3 protein-coding genes are annotated in these 3314 nt (G+C 71.2%); 1 reads left to right on the top strand and 2 read right to left on the bottom strand.

The window, feature by feature from the left end; all coding sequences use genetic code 11:
- Positions 1–29: 29 nt before the first annotated feature.
- A complete protein-coding gene (locus G6R24_RS22960) occupies positions 30–284 on the bottom strand; it encodes a toll/interleukin-1 receptor domain-containing protein (RefSeq protein WP_225438785.1) in 255 nt (84 codons plus the stop codon).
- Positions 285–489: 205 nt separating this feature from the next.
- Here G6R24_RS22960 and G6R24_RS19605 point away from each other — a divergent pair, with 205 nt between their 5' ends.
- Positions 490–1131, top strand: coding sequence for an NAD(P)-dependent oxidoreductase (locus tag G6R24_RS19605; RefSeq protein WP_163550638.1), 642 nt, complete (start codon positions 490–492; stop codon positions 1129–1131).
- Positions 1132–1209: 78 nt separating this feature from the next.
- On the opposite strand, the gene G6R24_RS19600 is transcribed toward G6R24_RS19605, so the two are convergent.
- Positions 1210–2739 (bottom strand): pyridoxal phosphate-dependent decarboxylase family protein, encoded by a 1530-nt coding sequence (locus G6R24_RS19600; RefSeq protein WP_225438784.1) that lies wholly within the window; start codon positions 2737–2739, stop codon positions 1210–1212.
- Positions 2740–3314: the final 575 nt, after the last annotated feature.

The following is a 3314-nucleotide window of genomic DNA, read 5'->3' as shown; positions in this document are numbered from 1 at the left end:
CCAAGCCTACGACACGACAATCCCTTAACCTACGGCCATTGGGCCTGCACCAGAACGCGGAATCCGGCCTCTTCCAGCACCCAGGCCACCCAGACCGCCCACGGCTGGTCCATCGCCGTGTAGGAGACGAAGAAGTCCCACTCGTAGCCGTCATCCACGGCGCCCCCGACCGTCACGCGGACAGTCTCCACCATCACCGGACGACGCAGCCCACCGGCGGACGAATCCACCGGGAAGGGCCCGGCCGCCCACCCGCGCCGGGCGAACGGCGGCGCTGGCGGCATACCAAAAGGCGACGTCAACTTGCCGGGTGATGCGGAGCGTGAGCATAGTTTTCGCGGAAGGTAATGGAAGTTACTGACCGCGGCGGTCGGCTCAATGGCGCGCCGACCGCCTTCCAGTATCACCAGAACGCCAGCATCACCAGCACGTCGAACGGATCGCGAGACTATCCATCAGTTGCACGGCCGGTGAGTCGGAGGCAATGGCATGGCGAGGATTGTGGTTTTTGGCGCCGCGGGGCAGATCGGGCGTCGCATCACCGACGAGGCGATCAAGCGGGGGCATGAGGTCACCGCGGTCGAGGTGGACGCCTCCCGGGTGAAGAAGCTCGCCCGTAAGGCGAACGCCGTCGAGGGGGACGTCACGTCCCGGGACACCGTGCAGCGGCTGGCCCAGGAGGCGGACGCCGTCGTCGTCGCCGTCGGTGGGGTGGACCGGCCGGTGCACGCGAACGCGGCCCGCACCCTCGTCGATGTGCTGCCACGGCTGGGTGAGCAGGCGCCGCTGGTCGTCCACGTGTCGAGCGCGGGCACCCTGGAGGACGAGAACGGGCAGCGTCTCGTCGACAGCTCCGACTTCCCCGCCGCCGAGCGCAAGGACGCGCTCGACCAGGTCGACGCCCTCGACACCTACCGCGGCGCCCGGGGCGTCCGGTGGGCCGCGATCGCCCCGCCGCCGCAGAACTTCGGCAGCGGCCAGCGCCGAGGCGCCTACCGCACCGGTGTCGACCATCCGGTCATCGACGCCCAGGGTCAGATCGGCATCTCCACCGAGGACTTCGCCGTAGCGGTGATCGACGAGATCGAGCACCCGCGCAACCGCAACCGCCGCTTCACCGTGGGCAACTAACCACCCTGCCCACCAGCGGCCAGCTCGGGCGGCGCCGGGACGAACCCCATCCCCGCGCCGCCCGCAGCGCGTGGCGGGTCAGAGCATCGTGGACAGGATGGCGCCGATGTCGTCGGGGGTGGTGCGGGGGTTGACGATGGCGAAGCGGGCGACGGCTTCGCCGGCCACGCGGGTGGGCGGGACGAAGGCGAAGCCGGCGCGGAGCAGGCCGCTGCTCCACTGCTGGTAGTCGGTGTCCGTCCAGCCCCGGCGGCGGAAGACCACGACGGACAGTTCCGGTTCCCGGACGAGTTCGAGTTCGGGGCGCGCGGTGATCTGCGCCGCGGCCGCCCGCGTGGTGGCCAGGGTCGCTTCGATCGCGTCGGCGTACGCCTGGGTGCCGTGGGTGGCCAAGGAGAACCAGAACGGCAGGCCGCGGGCCCGTCGCGACAGGCCGATCGCGTAGTCGGACGGGTTCCAGTTGGTGTGGGAGTCGAGTACCTCGAGGTAGTCGGCACGTTGCGGGCCATGCGCGGCGAGCCCCTGGGCCGGGTCGCGGTAGAGCAGGGCGCAGGCGTCGAACGGGGCGAACAGCCACTTGTGCGGGTCGACGATGAACGAGTCGACGTCGGCGATGCCGTCGAAGCGCACCCGAGCGGACGGCGCGGCCAGCGCCGCCAGCCCGTACGCTCCGTCGGCGTGCACCCAGAGCCGATGCTCCCGGGCGACGTCGACGATGCCCCGGATGTCATCGACAACCCCGAACTGCGTCGTCCCCGCCGTCGCGACGACCGCGAACACCCCCAGTGCCGCCGCATCACGACCAGCCTCGCCATCGCCGTGGCCGCCACCACCGTCGTCGCCATAGCCACCGCCACCGTCGTCGCCATGGTCGTGGCCGTCCGGCCGCAGCCCCCGCACGGCGGAGGCGTCCTCGCGGATGGAAGCGCCCTCGCGGACGGAGGCGTCCTCGCGGGCGAAGCCGGCCAGGGCCGCGGCGAGCAGGGGGCCGGTGAGGCGACCGTCCGCGCCGGTGGGGATGGGGACGATCTCGGCGTCGAGCACGGCGGCGGCCTGGTAGAGCGACGAGTGTGCCTCGTCGCCGCAGATGAACCGCCATCGCGACGGTAGCGGCCGGCCCTCGGCGAGCAGCCGTGCGCGGGCCGCCCCACGCGCCGCGACCAGCGCCGACAGGTTCCCCACCGTGCCACCGGGCACGAACACGCCGCCGGCCGCCGCGGGCAGGCCGGCGAGATCCGCGAGCCAGCGCAGCGCCTCGTTCTCGGCGTGCACCGCGCCGGCGCCTTCCATCCAGCTTCCGCCGTAGATGGACGAGGCGCCGACGAGCAGGTCGAACATGACCGACGATCTGGTCGGGGCGGCCGGAATGAAGGCGAGGTTGCGCGGATGGTCCGCCGAGATGCAGGCCCGGGCCAGCACCTCGTCGAACAGTTCCAGCGCACGCCGGCCACCGAGACCGCCCGGGGTGATCGTCTGCCCGACCCGCGCGGCGAGTTCCACGGGGGTGGCGGGTCCGTCCAGGGGCACCTGGTCGAATCCGAGCCGCAGCCGGGTCGCGTCGAAGACCGCCCGCATCAGATCGGCCGTGTCGGCATCAAATCTGTGCACGGACGAACCGCCCTGCCCTCACCACGTCGACGGACGTCCCGCACTACGCGGGGACGAGGCCCGCGCCGGGCGCGGAAACCGAAAGAATCCCGCGGGTAGCGGGACGGGACTACGCGTCCTGCTTGCCGCGCTGACGCCGGAAGAGGAACCCGCCACCCACGAGCGTAACCAGCAGAACAATCGCACCGACACGCTTCACAACGAACCTCCACGATGAGGACTCAGGGTCAGCCACAACGGCGTTACCGCAGGACGGCAATACCGCCACGACAACGGTGATGACGGCTGCATCCCGCCGAAGCGGACAACTGCCACCAAGGACGGCGCCCCGCCGTGCTGACTTCGCATCACGGGCGGCGGTGTCGCGTCCGGTAGTCGTTGGAATCCGAGCATGCCACGAACCCCGCCCGGCTGCGCGACTGGACCGCCGAATGACGGTCGCGTCGGCGACACCCGAGCCGGACACGTCCCCCGCACGCGGGCAATTCGCAGGTGAGCGTGTCGTCCGGCCGACGTTCACGGTCGCATCGCGATCGCGCCATGGGTCGGTGACGTCTGTCCGGTGTGCTTCCCAC

Source organism: Candidatus Frankia nodulisporulans, assembly GCF_902806475.1.
Classification (GTDB): Bacteria; Actinomycetota; Actinomycetes; order Frankiales; family Frankiaceae; genus Frankia; species Frankia umida.
The sequence above is the reverse complement of the archived record's forward strand: the minus strand, read 5'-3'. Positions and strand labels throughout refer to the sequence as shown.

Coding starts and splice junctions, on each gene's coding strand:
- G6R24_RS22960 (WP_225438785.1), bottom strand. CDS start 284: ATGCCGCCAGCGCCGCCGTTCGCCCGGCGCGGGTGGGCGGCCGGGCCC.
- G6R24_RS19605 (WP_163550638.1), top strand. CDS start 490: ATGGCGAGGATTGTGGTTTTTGGCGCCGCGGGGCAGATCGGGCGTCGC.